Origin of the sequence: Nocardia canadensis (genome assembly GCF_032656385.1) — a bacterium.
Classification (GTDB): domain Bacteria; phylum Actinomycetota; class Actinomycetes; order Mycobacteriales; family Mycobacteriaceae; genus Nocardia; species Nocardia canadensis.
This window is the reverse complement of sequence record NZ_JAVCWB010000001.1, coordinates 129,193-143,816: the sequence shown is the minus strand read 5'-3', so window position 1 is coordinate 143,816 and position 14,624 is coordinate 129,193. Positions and strand designations below refer to the sequence as shown.

Sequence of the window (14,624 nt, the reverse complement as noted above, 5' to 3'; positions counted from 1 at the left end):
GCGGCTGGGCGGCCTCGCGACCTCACCCGTTGCGGATGAAATCGTGGCGGCTAGCTGCTGCCGAAGCTCGGCATGTTGGCGAAGCGGGCGAAGTCGCCCTGGGCGCCGCTGTAGACGTTGACGTCGGTGGCGCCGCCGATGCCGGGGATGCTGCCACGGTCGGTGGTCTGCCAGAAGGTCCAGGCGGGCCAGTTACCGGGGACTTCGGGTTCGGCTTCGCCGCGGTAGTCGGCGATCCACAGGGGGTAGCGGGTGAACAGGCTGGTGTCGGCCATCGCCGTCTTCCAGAAGTTCGGGTAGGTGTAGATGATCGGGGCACGGCCGGTGATGGCCTGAACCGTGTTCAGGTAGCGCTGCGTCCAGTCGATCAGCGCGTCCGGTGGCAGGCCGCCCGAGGTCTCCAGATCCAGCACCGGCGGCAGGTCGAGCGGTCCGTTCTGGCCGAGGACCGTGGTCGCGTACAGCGCCGCCTGCGGTTCGGGCGGCAGCTCCGGTCTGGCGAAATGGTAGGTGCCGCGGGCGATGCCGGCCGTGCGCATGAGCAGGCTGTCCGCTACGAAGTACGGGTTGAGGTAGTGCAGCCCCTCGGTGGCCTTGACCATCGCGAACTGATGACCGGCCGCGCGGACCGCGTGCCAGTCGATCATCCGGCCGTCCACATGCTGCCAGGACGACACATCGGGCCCGCTCGGCCCGGCCTGCGCGGGCACGGGCACGAGCCCGGCCAGCGCGACCAGCGACAGCGCGGTGAAACTGCGGCGAACCGTCGAACTCCAGCGCTTGGTGTCCATGGCCCTCGACCGTAGGTCATCGATACGGGTGTGACCAGTGTTACTGATGAGGTGTTGTCGAATAGTTGGCCGCGCCCTCGGTCAGCGGCCTGGACACCCGAACCGGTCGGTGGGTGCCCGTATCTTGGTGCCGACATCCGACGACGGGAGTGGTGGGCGATGGCGCGCAAGCGTGCGGTGCGATTCGAGCCGGCGGTGGCAGCACCGGGCGGGTTGCGACCGGCGACCCCGGCCGACGACCCGGCCGACGATCGCACCGCGGCTGCGGTCGAGTATCGCGGCGCCGACTTCGCCGAGGTCCACGTCCACGGCTTCACCGCCGAGGGCTGCCTGTTCGACAGCGTCCGCTTCCCGAGCACCCTGCGTCAGGCCACTGTCAGCGAATCCGCCCTGCGCGTCTGCGATCTCGCCAACGTGCAGGCCGACGACTCCTCGATGTTCGAGACCGAGATCGCGCACGGCAGACTCACCGGACTGTCCTGGACCGCGGGCGTGCTGCGCGACGTGCTCGTCGACTCGAGCCGCGCGGATCTGGCCTCCTTCGCCGAATCCCGGCTGCGGACCGTCGTTTTCCGCGACTGCGACCTGCGCCAGGCCGATTTCCAGCGCACCGAGTTCCGCAATGTCCGGTTCGAGCGCTGCAATCTCACCGGCGCCCGGTTCAGCGATGCCCGACCGCAGCAGAACCTGCGTTTCGAGGAGTGCGACCTGACCGGCGTGTACGGCCTGACCGCGCTGCGCGGCGCCACCATCGAGGGCGGTGACCTGGAATCACTGGCCGCCACCCTGGCCCGCGAACTCGGCATCACCGTCGAGCCGCGGGCCGTCGGCGGGGAGTACTGACTCAGCCGAGCCAGTCGAGAACCGAAGCGGCGGTCCAGGATTGCTGCATGCTGCCCAGGGGCGTGCCGGTGAAGGGCTCGTAGTACTCGGCGAAGCTGCCGTCGCTGGCCTGGCGCAGTCCTTCCGCGCGCAGCATGTAGGCGCGCTCGGCCCAGCCGCGCCGGGCGAACGCCCAGGAGAACAGCCAGCTCATCACCGGCCACACCGGCCCGCGCCAGTACTCGCGCGGGCGGAAGTCCTTGGAGACCGGCGAGGTCGACGGCGGCAGCGCGTAGCGCAGGTCGGGGTGACCGCAGAAGCGTGGACCCTCGAAGGTGTTGAGCAGGGCGCGTTCGGCCGGGCGGGGCAGCCCGCCCGAGAGCAGCGGCGCGAACATCGCCAGCGTCTCGGTGCCGATCCAGCGTTGCAGCCGCACGTCGTAATCCCGGGCGGCGCCGGTCCGTTCGTCGGTGGTGGCGACCACGCCCTTGCGGAACCGGTCGGCCCACCCGTGCAGCTCGCGGACATCGGCGTGCGGCTGCTTGTACTCCTCGCCGATATCGGCCAGCACCTCGCAGGCCAGCGCGAAGATCGCCGAGACGAACACGTCCTCGACGGCGAAGCTCATCACCGAGGTGAGCTGGTAGTCGTCGTAGTTCGCCCGCCGCATCTGCTCGACCAGCCACAGGTAGCGGTCGTATTCGCGGTCGCTGGGGCGCTGGGTGGGATCGGAGATGATGGCGGTGTCGGCGCGCCGGTACGGCGGCAGGTCCTCGCCCGGAATCACGTTGGCGTAGGCGCGATCCCAGCGCGGCGAGTTGTCCATTCCGGATTCCCAGCCGTGGTACAGCGTGACGCGTCCGGTCTCCTTGGGGTCGCGGGCGTGCGCGAGCCAGCGGTGCCAGCGCACCAGATCCGGCCAGCGCCGGTTCAGGAATTCCTCGGCGACGGCCCTGGTCGAACGGCCGTGCCTGCGGGAATGGTCGAGGATGCGCTGTACCGCGATGGCATGCACCGGCGGCTGGGTGATGCCGGAGGTGTCGGGCCCGTCGGGTGCGTTGGCGGCCAGCCTGCGACACTCCCAGCGGGCGGGCCCGGGGAAGTAGCCGTCGACGCCGTTGGCGAAGACGATGTGCGGGATCATCCCGTTCTTCCACTGCGCCGACAGCAGCGTGTCGAGTTCGACGACGGCGCGCTCCACGCTCAGCGGCGCCAGCCCGACCGCGACGAACGCCGCGTCCCAGCTCCACATGTGCGGGTAGAGGCGGGGCGCGGCGCTGGTCATCGTGCCCAGGTCGTTGCCGCGCAGGAGATAGGCGGCGCGGGCCGCGAGCTGCGTGGGGGTGAACCCTGGGTCTGTCATCTGTCTATTCTGCGACCGACCAGGCCGGATGGCATCCCGGCAGGCCTGTGATGGTCAGTACCCCACTTGACGCGGGTCGTTCTGCGCGGCCGAGCCGACCGAGCTGAGCATGGTGGTGATGCACAGCCCGACGAGCAGGTTGATCACCGCGGTCGCGATCTTGGCGTCCATGTCGGCGACCAGGGTGAACGGCAGGATCACCGCGACGGCGGTGACGAGCAGGCAGATCCAGGTGAAGAAGGTCAGCGGACTGGGCATGGCCAGCAGCAGCACCATCAGCAGGGCCGTCGCCAGCAGCGCCGCGCCCGCCGCGGCCAGCGCGTAGGAGGTGGTCGACACCGTGCCGTAGGCGCCGGCGCCCTCGGGCGAGAGGATCGCGATGCCGAGCACACCGCGCACCAGCATGATCGCGACCACCACCAGCAGCGCGGCGACGACCGCGGTGCCGATGCCACCGGCCCAGAGTTTGCCCACATTGACCTTCGGTTGAGGCTGCGGCTCCTGCCCGTGGGGATACTGCGGGTTAGCTGGTCCGTAGTTGTACCGGGGATCGGTCATGCCTCGACGGTACTAGCGTGACCCGCCGATCTACGCCCGAACCACACGGACATCCAGCCGAAATGCCCCTCCCAGCCGGATTTGCCGGATTCGCCGGCACCGCCCCCATGCCCACCTCGCTGGACACTTGCTCACCACGCTCTGAGGTCGGCATCGGCCGGGAGGTGGGCGCCACCACCGCGTGGTGACCTCGATACGGGCGCTAGCGTGGGCCCCATGACGGTGACCAGTACTCCGGCCCCGACCGCTTTGATCACCGGCGCGAGCCGTGGACTCGGGGCGGCGATCGCCCGGGAGCTCGCGCCGACCCACGACCTGCTGCTCGGCGCTCGCTCCGCCGAGGCGCTCACCCCGATCCGCACCGAGCTGCCCGGTGCGACCGGCTGGCCGGTGGTGCTGACCGACTATCCGGCCGTCGCCGCGGCGGCGAGTGAGATCCAGCGCCTCGATGTGCTCGTCCACAACGCGGGCATCGCCGACCTCGGGACCGTCGCGGAGTCCTCGGTCGACCAGTGGCGCAGCACGCTCGAGGTCAACCTGATCGCGGTGGCCGAGCTGACCCGGGTGCTGCTGCCCGCCCTGCGCGCCGCGAACGGACATGTGGTGCTGATCAATTCGGGTGCGGGTCTACGTGCCAATCCCGGCTGGGGTTCGTACGCGGCGAGCAAGTTCGGTCTGCGCGCCTTCGCCGACGCGTTGCGGCTGGAGGAACCCACCCTGCGGGTGACCTCGATCTTCCCCGGCCGCATCGATACCGACATGCAGCGCGCTATCGTCGCCGACGAGGGCCGCGAGTACCGCCCGGAGGAGTTCCTCACCCCCGAGACGGTGGCGGGCGCGGTCCGCGCCGCCGTCGACACCCCGCGCGACGGGCATCCCACCGAGATCGTGCTGCGACCGCGTTGACCAGGACCGATGCCCCATCCCGCCGGGACGGCGGCGTTTGCGATCAGCATGCGGCCAGGCCGACACGGACGCGGCTGATTCGGTAGCCTCGCATCTCGTGTGAACGAAGCGGCTGGGGGTCGTCGCAGTTCGCCCGAATGTGCCCGCCGGTTCAGCTGCTCGCCGGATTCGGTGGGTACGGTCCCGCTGTTTGTGAGTCGTGCCCGGCCGTCGGAGTGCGGTGCACCTGTTTCGAGTAGGGGTTGTCGTAAGTGGATAGACGTCGAATGCTGGCGTTGCTCGCGGCGGGCGGCGCGGTGGCGCTGACCGGCTGCGCCACCGCCGAGGGCGAGGCTGTGAGCGCGGGCTCGGGTGGCGAGATCCCCGCCCCGCCGACCGTGCCCCCGGCCCCGGCCAAGCCGCAGCTCCCGCCGCCGCCCGGCGGGCCGAAGTCGATCATCCCCGCCGAGACCATCACCGCGCTGCCGGGCCAGGGCTCCAGCATGGCGCTCACGGTCGACGACGGCGCCAGCCCCGAGGTGGTCGGCGCCTACGTGCAGTGGGCCAAGGACACCGGCGCCCGCTTCACCTTCTTCGTCACCGGCTACTACGAGTCCTGGACGATCCACCGCGACGCCCTGCGTCCGCTGGTGGAGTCGGGTCAGATCCAGCTCGGCAACCACACCTGGGACCACGCCGCGCTCACCAAGATCAGCGCGAGCGCGGTCGCCGACCAGCTCGGCCGCACGAAGACCTTCCTGCGCAACAACTTCGGTGTCGACGGCACGCCGTTCTACCGGCCACCGTTCGGCTATCACGACGCCACTGTCGACAAGGTGGCCGCGGACCTCGGCTACACCGTGCCGACCATGTGGTACGGCTCGCTGTCGGACTCGGGTCTGATCACCGAGGAGTACCTGATCGAGTGCGCGCGAAAGTATTTCGCCGCCCAGACGATCGTCATCGGCCACGCGAACTTCCCGCCGGTCACCCACTGCTACGGCCAGCTGGTCGACATCATCAAGGAGCGCAACCTGTCGCTGGTCACCTTGAACGACGTGCTCCAGGTACGGGCCTGAACCTCAGCGCCGCCAGTCGTACGGTATCCCCGCCGGCGTGCCCTGGGGCTCGGGTACCCGTTTGTCGGTCGGATCGGTCATCGGTGCTGCTCCTCGCGTCGAACGGGTACCAGGCTCACGGCACGATATTGACCATCTTGCCCGGCACGACGATCACCTTGCGCGGTGCCGCGCCCTCGAGCAGCGCGACGACCTTCTCGTCGGCCAGCGCGGCGGCCTCGATCGTGGCCGGATCGGCGTCGGCGGGCACCTGGATCCGGCTGCGCACCTTGCCCTTCACCTGGATCGGGTACTCCACCGAGTCGGCGACCAGCAGGGCCGGATCGGCGATCGGGAAGGGGCCGTGGGCCAGGGAGGTGGTGTGCCCCAGGCGTTCCCACAGTTCTTCGGCGATGTGCGGGGCGAGCGGGGCCAGCATCAGCACCAGGGGTTCCACGGCGGCGCGCGGGGCGCCGTCGGGGTAGTTCTTGGTGAGGTGGTTGGTCAGCTCGATCAGCTTGGCGCCCGCGGTGTTGTCGCGCAGCGCGGCCAGATCCTCGTCGACACCGGCGATCGTGCGATGCACCAGGCGCAGGGTCTCGTCCGAGGGCGCGGCGTCGGTGGCCTTCACCGCGCCGGTCTCCTCGTCGATCGCCAGGCGCCACACCCGCTGCAGGAAGCGGTGCGCGCCGACGACGTCCTTGGTGGCCCAGGGACGCGAGGTGTCCAGCGGACCCATCGACATCTCGTAGAAGCGGAAGGTGTCGGCGCCGTACAGATCGCACATCTCGTCGGGCGAGATGGCGTTCTTCAGCGACTTGCCGATCTTGCCGTACTCCTGGTTGACCTCGATCTCGACGCCGTCGGCGCCGGTCCAGAAGAACTTGGCGTCGCGCTCGACGACCTCGGCGGCGGGCACGTACGCGCCCCGCTCGTCGGTGTAGGCGTAGCCCTGCACGTAGCCCTGGTTGTAGAGGCGGCGGTAGGGCTCGCTGCCGGAGACGTCACCCAGGTCGAAGAGCACCTTCTGCCAGAACCGCGCGTACAGCAGGTGCAGCACCGCGTGCTCCACGCCGCCGACGTACAGGTCGACACCGCCCGGATCGTCCGCGCCGTGCTCGGCCGTGCGTGGGCCCAGCCAGTACTTCTCGTTCTCCTCGGCGCAGAACGTCTCGGCATTGGTCGGGTCGGCGTAGCGCAGCTGGTACCAGGAGGACCCGGCCCAGTTGGGCATCACGTTGGTGTCGCGGCGGTACTGCTTGGGTCCGTCGCCCAGGTCCAGTTCCACGTTCACCCAGTCGGTGGCCTTGGCCAGCGGCGGGGACGGCTCGGAGTTCGCGTCGTCGGGGTCGAAGGTGACCGGCGCGAAGTCCGCCATCTCCGGGAGTTCCACGGGCAGCATGGATTCCGGCAGCGCGTGCGCGACTCCGTCGGCGTCGTAGACGATCGGGAAGGGCTCGCCCCAGTAGCGCTGGCGGGCGAACAGCCAGTCGCGCAGCTTGTACTGGACCGTGCCGGTGCCGTGACCCTCGGCCTCCAGGTGACCGATCATGGTCGCCTTGGCCTCGTCGACCTCCAGGCCGTTGAGGAAGTCGGAGTTGATCAGCTTGCCCTCGCCGGCGTGTGCGCCGTCGGTGATGTCACCACCGTCGATCACCTCGATGATCGGCAGTTCCAGCGCGGTGGCGAAGTCCCAGTCGCGGTGGTCGTGGCCGGGCACGGCCATGATCGCGCCGGTGCCGTAGCCGCTCAGCACGTAGTCGGCGATGAAGATCGGCACCTGCTTGCCGTTGGCCGGGTTGGTCGCGTAGGAGCCCAGGAAGACGCCGGTCTTCTCCTTGTTCTCCTGGCGCTCCAGATCGGTCTTGGCGGCGATCGACGTGCGGTACGCCGCAACGGCTTCCGCCGGGGTGGCCGCGCCGCCGTTGGTCCACGCGGCGGCGGTGCTGTCCGGCCAGGCGGCGGCGGTCAGCTTGTCGACCAGCTCGTGCTCGGGCGCCAGCACGACGTAAGTGGCGCCGAACAAAGTGTCGGGGCGGGTGGTGAAGACCTCGATCTGCTCGCCGTCGGGCGCGTCGAAGCGCACCTGCGCGCCGCGCGAGCGACCGATCCAGTTGCGCTGCATGGACTTCACGTTGTCCGGCCAGTCCAGCGTGTCCAGGTCGTCGACCAGTCGATCGGCGTAGGCGGTGATCCGCATCATCCACTGCCACATGCGCTTACGGAACACCGGGAAGTTGCCGCGCTCGCTGCGGCCGTCGGCGGTGACCTCTTCGTTGGACAGCACCGTGCCCAGGCCGGGGCACCAGTTGACGATCGAATCCGACTGGTACACCAGGCGATACGAGTCCAGCAGCGCGCCGCGCTCGGCGGCGGTCAGCGCGGTCCAGTCGCCGCCGTCGGGGACCGGGCGCGCGCCGGTGGCGAACTGCTCTGCCAGCTCGGCGATCGGGCGGGCCTTCCCGGCCTCCTGGTCGTACCACGCGTTGTAGATGCGCAGGAAGATCCACTGCGTCCACCGGTAGTACTCCGGGTCGGTGGTGGCGAAGGAGCGCCGCGGGTCGTGACCGAGGCCCAGCCGGTCCAGCTGCCGCTGCATCGTGGCGATGTTGGACTCGGTGGTCACCCGGGGGTGCGCGCCGGTCTGCACCGCGTACTGCTCGGCGGGCAGGCCGAAGGCGTCGTAGCCCAGCGCGTGCAGCACGTTGCGCCCGTGCATGCGGTGGTAGCGGCCGAACACATCGGTGGCGATGTAGCCCAGCGGGTGGCCAACGTGCAGGCCGGCGCCCGACGGGAACGGGAACATGTCCTGGATGAACAGCTTGTCCGCGGGCGTCTCGCCGGCCAGCGGACCGACCGGGTTGGGCGCGTGGAAGGTGCCGCGCTCGGCCCAGTTCTGCTGCCAGCGCCGCTCGATCCGCCCCGCCAGCTCGGCGTTGTACCGGTGCTGAGGTACGTCACTCTCGGTTGCACGAGTGTCCTGCACGGTCCTGCCTTCTTGTTCTCGCCGATCCCCGGTAAACATCGTCTAACAGGGTAGAACGTCGGTGCCAGGTGATTTCCGACGGGCACTGCGGTGTGTGGGCGGTCACCTCGGCGGGGAGCGCTCGATCGGGCCCCGACGGCGGTGCGCTAGCCTGCAAGAATGGTCGTCGTCGCTCTCCTGCTGTTCGCGCTGGCCGCGGTCGCCATCGTGACCGGCGTGCTCGGACTGATCGGCAAACTGCCCCGCAATCGCTTCCTCGGTGTCACCACCGAGGCCGCCCTGCACAGCGACGACAACTTCCGCCTCGCCAACCGCATCGCCGCCCCGACCTCCGTCGGCGCGGGCGCCCTGCTGTTCGCCGGCGGCCTGGTCGCCCTGGTCGCGGGCGGTCTCCCCGCCCTGGGCGTGGCCGTCGCGGTCGCCGTGATCGCCATCTTCACCCTGGGCGCAGGCGCCAACGCCGCCGCCCGCACCGTCGAACCCCTCCTCCCGCCCGCCCCCGTCGGTGGCTGCGGCTCCTCCTGCGGCGGCTGCTCCCTCCGCGACACCTGCGCCCCCGCCAACTGACCCCATCCGCGTCGCCGGGTCGTTGTCGTGGCCCCGGTCCCGCCGTTCCGGTACAACGGAGGCAGGACTCGATTTCGGGGGGAAATCCATGCGGCTCATTTTTTCGGCTCTGCTGTTGGCCTTGATCGGACTCGTCACCACCATCGTCTCGGCGTCCATCGGAATCGCGTTGATGGCGCTGGCGGTGGTGCTGCTGGTCGTCGCCTGGGTGCGGGCCTCGCGGGGGGCGTCCACGGCGGGGCGGTGGGGCGCTGGGTCCGGCGCGGCGGGCGCGGGTGGTTTCGGGTGGGTGGCCGGTGGTGGCGACTCGCACCATGGTGACGGTGGAGGTAGCGGCGGCGGTTGTGGTGGTGGCGGCGGCTGCGGTGGCGGTAGCTGATCGCGCGGGGGCGGAGGGTCGGCCATGATGCTCGGCGCGGTGGCGCTGCTCGTTCTCCTCGGCGTCGTCGCGTTCGGTTTCTCGCCGGTCGTCGGCGTCGCGTTGCTCGCGTGCGCCGCGTCGCTGGTGGTGATCGTCGGAGTGCGGAACCGACCGCGCAGGGTCGTCCGGCGTGGCCAACCCGCGCGCTGGGTGTGGGGCGCGAGTGCGGATGGTCTGGCCAGTGCCTCACGCACGCTGCGCAAGATGCGCGACGAGGACAGTAGTCACGACGGTGGTTCGGCGGGTGGCTGCGGCGGCGGAGGCTGATCGTCGGCCTGTCGACCAGGGGTGCAGGTGGGTCGAAAGGGGATTACAAGGGCTCGGTCCTACCTTCGGCATCGACACACCAGGCCGTAAAGGGGAGGTTCCATGAGCGAATTGATCGTGATGATCTTCGCGAGCGTCATCGTCATCCTCGGACTCGCCGTGTTCGTGATGGTGCCGGTGCTGATCATCGTGGCCATCGTCCGCGCGGCGAGCGAATCTCCCGAGCAGCGGCGCATCAGGCAGGTGCAGAACAGGTCTCGACGGCGGGGGAGTGACAGCGGCTGGTCCAGTGGCAGCGCCTGGACGGACTACGGCTCGAGCGGCAGCGACTCGGGGTCGAGCAGCTGGAGCAGTTGCAGCAGCGGAAGTTCCAGCAGTTGTGGTGGCGCGAGCTCGAGCAGCTGCGGTGGGGGTAGCTGAGTTCGAAGGCGGAGGACCTGGTGGCGAAGGGGAGGCCACCAGGTCATCCGGTCATCGATCGACCGCGCTCAGCGCAGGTCGATCAGGGCCGCGTGCACGGCGCGGCCGGCGAGGGGGTCGCCGACCGCGATCCGGGCACTGCCGTCCGGATAGGACTTGGCTTTGATGCCCGCCCGGCGGAGCGCGGTGGCGACGCCGGGGCCGGGCAGATACAGGAAGTTGGCGTGGCTGCGGTGCACGTCGATGCCGCAGGCGCGCAGAGCTGTTCGAAGCGCGTCGCGTTCCCGGTTGATCCGCTGGATGCGGTCGTGGAGTTCGTCGTCGGCGGCATAGGCGGCGCGGACCGCGGCCACGGCGGCGGTGCCGATGCCGAAGGGCAGCTGTTGACGACTGATCCGCTCGATCAGGTCACCGCGGCCGACGCAGTAGCCGATGCGCAGGCCCGCCAAGCCGTACGCCTTCGAAAAGGTGCGCAGCACCAGCAGATTCGGGTGGCGGTGCAGCAGCGCGTGCACGTCGAGGCGGTCGGCCGGGTCGAGGAATTCGACGTAGGCCTCGTCGAGCAGCACCGGAACCCGGCGGGGGAGCGCGGACAGGAACGAGCGCACCGCGCCGGCGTCGAGCACCGTTCCGGTCGGGTTGTGCGGCCTGCACAGCACGACCAGCGCGGTGCGCCGGTTGACCGCGCGGCGCAGCGCGGTCAGATCCTGCTCGCCCGCCGGGTCGAGCGGCACCGGCACCAATGTCATGCCGGTCATGTCCGCCAGCATCGGGTAGCCGTCGAAAGTCGGTGTGCTGGTGACGAGTTCGCCGCCGGACAGGGCCCGCAGCACCTGCTGCGCGACGCCGGTGGCGCCGGAGCCGACCACCACCTGTTCCGGCCGGACGCCGAGGCGTTCGGCGATGACCCGCGGCAACCGCTCGGGCAGGAACTCCGGATACCGATTCGCCTGGGCGAGTGTGTCGTTGACCGCCGTGACGACCGACGGCAGCGGCGGGAAGGGGTTCTCGCTGAGCGAGAGGTCGAACAGCATCGGCGTGGCCGAGGTGCGGAACCGACGGGAGGGGATCGTCGGTTCCGCGAGGCGCGTGGTCATCGCGCCGCGCCCCAGCGCACGGCGGCCGCGCCGGCGAAATCACCGGCGTGCGCGAACGCCGACAGCAGCACCACCGAGCCGTTGCGCAATCGGCCCGCCCGGTTCTCCACATCCAGGGTCACCGGAATGCCTGCGGCGAACAGGTTTCCGCACTGGTCGAAAGTGTCGGGATGGCGTTCGGCGGGCAGTTCCAGCGCGTCGTGCCAGTTGCGCAGGAACAGCCGATTCGGCTGATTGGTGACGAAGGTGTCGATGTCACGGCCCTTCACCCCGATGTGATCGCACACCGCCAGCGCCACCTCGGGGACGAGCCGGTTGCCGCGCGCGAACACCTTGGTGATCTTCGATTCGGTGAAGCTCACGCAGCCCTGACCCTCGCCCGGTTCCCAGTACTTGCGCGGGCCGTTGGTGGAGAAGTCCATGTCACCGGCGAATTCGGGATAGGTGCGGCATTCGATGTCGAGGATCGGCGCCGAATCGTCCTTGCGGAGCAAGCCGATGCCGCAGCCGTCGCCGGGCACCGGCGCCTGCGCGAGCTTGCGGATGTCGGGCTGGGTGAACACCGGGCCCGCGCAGTTCTGGGCGGCGACGATCAGCGCGGTCTTGGCGTCGCTGGTGGCCATGATCATCCGGGCCAGCGCCATCATGTGCACGAAGGCCGCGCAGCCGCCGTTGTGCACGTCCAGGACATGCGAGGGCTTGGCGCCGAGGCGCCGGGCCAGCTCGGGGCCGGCGCCGAGCACGGGATTGTCGGGCAGCTGGGTGTGGGTGAGGATGATGTCGATCTCGGCGGCCAGGCCATCGCCGTGCCGATCCCGCAGCGGCGCGAAGGCCTTCTCGGCCATGTCGACAGCGGTTTCGTCGCGGTCGACATGGTGGCGTCCGGCCGGGGACCGGAACATCACGTTCTTGGCCATCCGCTCCGAGCGGGAGAACTGGGTGAAGTATTCGGTCGGGACCGGCTCGCCGGGCAGGTAACTCGCGACGTCGACCAGACTCACTTGCGGCATGTTCACTGCATCCACTCCGGCTTGATCGGCAGCCCGTGGGCCGCGCGGTATTCACAGATGGCCTTGAGGTTGTCGAGCTCCAATTGGTGCCCGGCGGAGAACATCTCCCAGAAATCGCCGACCCACACCGGCCGCTTGGGCGGCGCGGTCTCCGGATAACCGTTCTCGTCGTAGAAGGGGTGTTTGCAGTTGACCCACAGCACCACCGACCCCGGCTTGTCGAACACCACCTGCGCGTCGACGACCCGCATCAGGTAGATCATCCACAGGTGTGCGGACTGGTCCCAGGCGCAGTGGTAGTCCACGGTCATGGCGTCGGCGTTGGCGACGGTCCTGGTGAAACACTTGGTCGCGTCGCCGAGCCGGTCGTAGGACAACCACAGGCCCGGTTCGTCGGTCTCGGTGAATCCGCGCAGGCTGTAGGTCCATTCCTCCAGCGAGCGGGTGTCGGCGAGGTATTCGAAGACCTCGCGCGGCGGTGCGGCGATGTAGGTCTGCACGGGGCAGAAGTCGCCGTAGATCTGGTCGTGCGGATACACCGACCGCAGCATGTCCATGATGATCGGGGTCGTCGCCTCCCGATCCGAATTCTCGATCCGCAGGACGCCGGGGATCACCTCGTCGGGGATATCGCTGAGTGCTGGCAGGGCGCTGGTTGTCACGGGGTACTCCTCGAAGCGTCGATAGTCGACAGGAAGGGCAGGAAGGGCGGTATTTCGTCGGGGTCGCAGAGGATTTCGAGGAACGAGGGTCCGGTGGCGGTGAAGCTGTCGCGCAGGGCGGCGGCGAGCTCACCGGGTTCGTCGACGGTGCGGGCGGGGAGCCCGGGGAACATGGCGGCGATGCCGGCTCCCAGGTGTGCGGGGTGAAAACGGTTGAAGCTGTAGCGGTCCCGGTAGTAGAGCTGTTCACGGGTGACGCACATGGCGTGCGCGTTGTTGTTGAACACCACGAAGGTGATCGGCAGGGCGTGTTCCACGGCGGTGTGCAGTTCCATGCCGTGCATGTAGAAGGAACCGTCGCCGGCGATCACGACCGTGCGATGCGGACCGTCGGCGGCGTCGTGGCGGGCGAAGGCGGAACCGATGCCCGCGCCGAACGCGTAGCCCATGCCGCCCATTCCGAGGGCGACGACGAATCGTCCGCCCTCGGGCACCCTCAGGTAATGCACCACGCTGGCGCCGGTGTTACCGGCGTCGGCGAAAATATCCGCGCCAGTGGGCAATTCACGCTGAACGGCCTCGACGACGGTGCGGTAGCGCAGGCCGGGGCCCGCGGCCTCGGGCACCGTCATCGGAGTCGGGTCGACCGGGGGATCGGTGTGGGTGGGGGTGCCGTCGATCCGGGTCAGCAGTTCGCCGAGGGTGGCGGCGAGGTCGGTGGCGGTGGTGTGCAGTGCGGCCGGATAAGGCGGTAGCGCGCCGATGCTGAGCAGCGTGAGGTCGGCGAGTGCCGCGTCCAGGCCCGCGCTCGCGGTGACGGGCAGCCGCGTGCCGATCAGCAGGCACGCGCTCGCCGCGGCCAGCGCTTCGGCGAGTTCGGCGTGCCCCATGCTGCCCGCGACGCCGCAGTAGCCGGGACCGGCGTTCGGGTAGACGTCCTTGGCGTCGGGTGCCAGGCCGATCGAGGCGTCGAGCGCGGTGACCAGCTCGGCCAGTTCGGCGCGGGCGTCGTCGCGGGCGACCTGATCGCCCGCGATGATCACGACCTTCCCAGTGCGCCGGGCGGCGGCGAGTTCGGCGACGACGGCGTCGAGCACCGGCAGCTCGGCCGCGCCGGTCCGGGCCGGGCGCGTCGCCGCTGCCGGCATCGCTTGCTGCTGCACGTCTTTGGGGATGAGGAGCACGGCGGGACCGCCACCCTCGGCCGCCGCGACCGCCGCCGCGATCTGGGCGGGCAGCTCGGCCGGATCGGTGACGCGCGCGCAGTATCGGCTCACCGCCGAGAACAATGCCGTGGCGTCCAGCGATCCGGCCAGTCCGCTCGAATCCTGAAACGCCCCATGGCCTTCCAGGGTGGTAGGCGGTTGTCCGACCAGCGCCAGGACGGGGACCCGGGACGCGAAGGACTCGGCGAGCCCGGCGACCAGGTTCATCGCCCCGCCGCCGGAGGTCGCGGCCACCACGCCGAGTCCACCGGTGCTGCGCGCGTACCCGTCGGCCATGGTGGCCGCCGAGAACTCGTGTTTGGCGACGATGCCCGCCGGGCGCCCGCCCGCGTCGAAGATCGCGTCGTAGAGGTCTTCGATATTGGCGCCGTCGACGCCGAACAGATGTGTGACCCCCAGTCCGGATACCGCGTCAACGAGGTAGTCGACCACTCGGTTCGGCATCGGCCCTCCTCTTTCTCGCGTGCTGCGTCCCCTGCCCGCGTACCCGG

The 14,624-nt window shown here is 69.7% G+C and carries 15 protein-coding genes; 7 read left to right on the top strand and 8 right to left on the bottom strand.

Features of this window, described 5'->3' with window-relative positions; translation table 11 throughout:
* Window positions 1-50: 50 nt before the first annotated feature.
* Window positions 51-791 carry a glycoside hydrolase family 25 protein gene (locus Q7X29_RS00650; protein ID WP_316573023.1) on the bottom strand — a complete coding sequence of 247 codons (741 nt, stop codon included), beginning with the start codon at window positions 789-791 and terminating at the stop codon, window positions 51-53.
* A gap of 159 nt (window positions 792-950) precedes the next feature.
* Here Q7X29_RS00650 and Q7X29_RS00645 point away from each other — a divergent pair, with 159 nt between their 5' ends.
* The gene (locus Q7X29_RS00645; protein WP_218718557.1) at window positions 951-1,634 is read left to right on the top strand and encodes a pentapeptide repeat-containing protein; all 684 of its coding nucleotides are present in this window, start codon (window positions 951-953) and stop codon (window positions 1,632-1,634) included.
* 1 nt (window position 1,635) lies between these two features.
* Here Q7X29_RS00645 and ggh read toward each other — a convergent pair whose 3' ends face one another.
* Both ggh and Q7X29_RS00635 read right to left on the bottom strand, forming a co-directional pair.
* Window positions 1,636-2,976, bottom strand: coding sequence for a glucosylglycerate hydrolase (gene ggh / locus Q7X29_RS00640; protein ID WP_316573022.1), 1,341 nt, complete (start codon window positions 2,974-2,976; stop codon window positions 1,636-1,638).
* A gap of 54 nt (window positions 2,977-3,030) precedes the next feature.
* Window positions 3,031-3,534 carry a DUF6069 family protein gene (locus Q7X29_RS00635; RefSeq protein ID WP_218718555.1) on the bottom strand — a complete coding sequence of 168 codons (504 nt, stop codon included), beginning with the start codon at window positions 3,532-3,534 and terminating at the stop codon, window positions 3,031-3,033.
* 216 nt (window positions 3,535-3,750) lie between these two features.
* On the opposite strand from Q7X29_RS00635, the gene Q7X29_RS00630 reads away from it, so the two are divergent.
* Window positions 3,751-4,440, top strand: a complete 690-nt coding sequence (locus tag Q7X29_RS00630; protein WP_218718554.1) for an SDR family oxidoreductase — start codon at window positions 3,751-3,753, stop codon at window positions 4,438-4,440.
* 266 nt (window positions 4,441-4,706) lie between these two features.
* The gene (locus tag Q7X29_RS00625; protein ID WP_218718553.1) at window positions 4,707-5,498 is read left to right on the top strand and encodes a polysaccharide deacetylase family protein; all 792 of its coding nucleotides are present in this window, start codon (window positions 4,707-4,709) and stop codon (window positions 5,496-5,498) included.
* Between the two features lie 115 nt (window positions 5,499-5,613).
* On the opposite strand, the gene leuS is transcribed toward Q7X29_RS00625, so the two are convergent.
* A complete protein-coding gene (gene leuS, locus Q7X29_RS00620) occupies window positions 5,614-8,502 on the bottom strand; it encodes a leucine--tRNA ligase (protein ID WP_449411931.1) in 2,889 nt (962 codons plus the stop codon).
* Window positions 8,503-8,622: 120 nt separating this feature from the next.
* Between leuS and Q7X29_RS00615 the strand changes: the two genes are divergently transcribed.
* From Q7X29_RS00615 to Q7X29_RS00600, 4 genes are all read left to right on the top strand, one after another.
* A complete protein-coding gene (locus tag Q7X29_RS00615; protein WP_316573020.1) occupies window positions 8,623-9,030 on the top strand; it encodes an SdpI family protein in 408 nt (135 codons plus the stop codon).
* Window positions 9,031-9,118: 88 nt separating this feature from the next.
* Window positions 9,119-9,409, top strand: a complete 291-nt coding sequence (locus Q7X29_RS00610; protein ID WP_316573019.1) for a hypothetical protein — start codon at window positions 9,119-9,121, stop codon at window positions 9,407-9,409.
* A gap of 24 nt (window positions 9,410-9,433) precedes the next feature.
* Complete coding sequence (locus tag Q7X29_RS00605; protein WP_316573018.1) at window positions 9,434-9,718, top strand: hypothetical protein; 285 nt, start codon at window positions 9,434-9,436, stop codon at window positions 9,716-9,718.
* 102 nt (window positions 9,719-9,820) lie between these two features.
* On the top strand, window positions 9,821-10,138 hold the full coding sequence (locus tag Q7X29_RS00600) for a hypothetical protein (protein ID WP_316573017.1): 318 nt from the start codon (window positions 9,821-9,823) through the stop codon (window positions 10,136-10,138).
* Window positions 10,139-10,206: 68 nt separating this feature from the next.
* Here the strand turns inward: Q7X29_RS00600 and Q7X29_RS00595 are convergent, their stop codons facing one another.
* From Q7X29_RS00595 to Q7X29_RS00580, 4 genes are read right to left on the bottom strand one after another with little or no spacing between them, the layout of a single operon-like run.
* Window positions 10,207-11,172 (bottom strand): pyridoxal phosphate-dependent aminotransferase, encoded by a 966-nt coding sequence (locus Q7X29_RS00595; RefSeq protein WP_394358653.1) that lies wholly within the window; start codon window positions 11,170-11,172, stop codon window positions 10,207-10,209.
* Between the two features lie 59 nt (window positions 11,173-11,231).
* Window positions 11,232-12,245, bottom strand: coding sequence for a 3-oxoacyl-ACP synthase III family protein (locus Q7X29_RS00590; protein WP_316573015.1), 1,014 nt, complete (start codon window positions 12,243-12,245; stop codon window positions 11,232-11,234).
* Window positions 12,246-12,247: 2 nt separating this feature from the next.
* On the bottom strand, window positions 12,248-12,907 hold the full coding sequence (locus Q7X29_RS00585; protein ID WP_218718541.1) for an SRPBCC family protein: 660 nt from the start codon (window positions 12,905-12,907) through the stop codon (window positions 12,248-12,250).
* Entirely contained in the window at window positions 12,904-14,577 is a 1,674-nt protein-coding gene (locus Q7X29_RS00580) for a thiamine pyrophosphate-binding protein (protein WP_316573014.1), read from the bottom strand. Before Q7X29_RS00580 ends, Q7X29_RS00585 begins: the two co-directional genes overlap by 4 nt.
* Window positions 14,578-14,624: the final 47 nt, after the last annotated feature.